Raw genomic sequence first — 1,427 nt, 5'->3', positions numbered from 1 at the left:
GATGGCATTTCAGAACCAATGGCTAGTCGGTGCCCTATTTGCAGCGGCGGGTATTTACGAGTTTCTGATGGCCGCAACCCATAAGCGAAGATGGGTGAACGCACGCGTTACAACCGTCCGTGGTGACAAATCAGTCGATTTGCAATTCGACTCGGATTCGCTCACTTCAACGTCCGCCAACGGTTCCGCAACTATGCGTCTTTCCGGATTCACTGGATTCACGCCAGCGTCAAAGGGGTTCTTCCTTATTCCGGACACAGGAGTGTCGATCTACGTTCCCCGTGCTACCATTGCCCCAAGCGACTCGTACTCCTCGTTGGTCGAATTGCTTGAATCCAGAATCATCCCGCCCTGAGATCGAAACAGCGGGTAACAATGCCGTGCACCGAAGGACGGGAGTCGACGGCTTTGAGGTTGTTAGTTTTTCGCCCGTCCTCGGTGACGGCCGCCGTTCGTCGTACTAAGTCGTACTCGTGCTCAGTGAAACGGTGCTCGTGCTCCTAATCGATTCTGCTGCCAGGCGTTTTGATTCCTGCATCCCACCGGATTGCATCTAACCTCCGTTCTCCGCGAGCCGCGTTTGACGTCATCGTTTGATTGGTTGGCTGCCATGTGAGTCCGCCCGTCGCTTTTTGTGGCTTTTGGTGCTTTTTGTGGCTGCCTGTCTTGTGGCCGGTTTGACGGGTGGCGGTCGATTCGGCCCGATGTCCAACGCCTGACGATCGAGTACGAGTACCGCGTTGCTGAGTACGAGTACAAGTACGATGCAAGGCGGACCGACGCCTGTTGATGCCCCGACGAAGTTTCACACGGCAATTCGGATCGGGTACGATGGGCAGACGGCGTCGCACCGCAGACCGTCGCCGTTCGCATACTCGACGAACCAGGCGATGAACGGGAGTTGCGGGCGCCGTTGTTTTCTGAGTTCAGGTTTTCTGGCCGCAACCCCGTTATCGCTACCGTTCTGCAAAAAAAAATCGTCGCCCACTCGTAAATCAACGGCAGTCTGAATGCGAAAACACGAACTGACCGCAAACGCATTACTGCACTTTCCGATCATTGTGATGCTCGGGTTGATTCTGATCGCGAGCTACCCTCTGAACCTCGCGGTGATGTTCATTTTCTACCTGGTCGGCATTGCCGATTTGACGTATTCAAAGCTGCCCTTGTATCGGCAACGGATTTGGACTTCGTTTGGCCCCGAACGCATCCCAATAAAGCGGCGAGACGCGTACTTTCGAGGTTATAGGCGGATTGCATTCGGAGGTGCTCTGAACTTACTGATGCTGGTACACTACTCAATGTAGACGCGCAGATGACCGGTGGGCGGCACAAAGAAATGCAGAACCATGGCATGAACCGAAGACGCGGAGTCACGGGTTTTGAAGTGGTAAGTCATTCGCCGCGTCTCGGTTATGCCCAACGTT

The 1,427-nt window shown here is 54.6% G+C and carries 2 protein-coding genes; both read left to right on the top strand.

Annotated features, from left to right (window positions below):
• On the top strand, positions 1 to 355 hold a 355-nt coding region (locus H1B37_RS33540; protein ID WP_220498495.1), incomplete at its 5' end, for a hypothetical protein.
• A gap of 655 nt (positions 356 to 1,010) precedes the next feature.
• Positions 1,011 to 1,307, top strand: coding sequence for a hypothetical protein (locus H1B37_RS32825; RefSeq protein WP_182871489.1), 297 nt, complete (start codon positions 1,011 to 1,013; stop codon positions 1,305 to 1,307).
• Positions 1,308 to 1,427: the final 120 nt, after the last annotated feature.

The organism is Stieleria mannarensis (assembly GCF_014154935.1).
Classification (GTDB): domain Bacteria; phylum Planctomycetota; class Planctomycetia; order Pirellulales; family Pirellulaceae; genus Stieleria; species Stieleria mannarensis.
The sequence above is the reverse complement of the archived record's forward strand: the minus strand, read 5'-3'. Positions and strand labels throughout refer to the sequence as shown.

Bases quoted from the DNA above. Each gene is read 5' to 3' on its own strand.
- H1B37_RS32825 (WP_182871489.1), top strand. From the start codon at position 1,011: ATGCGAAAACACGAACTGACCGCAAACGCATTACTGCACTTTCCGATC.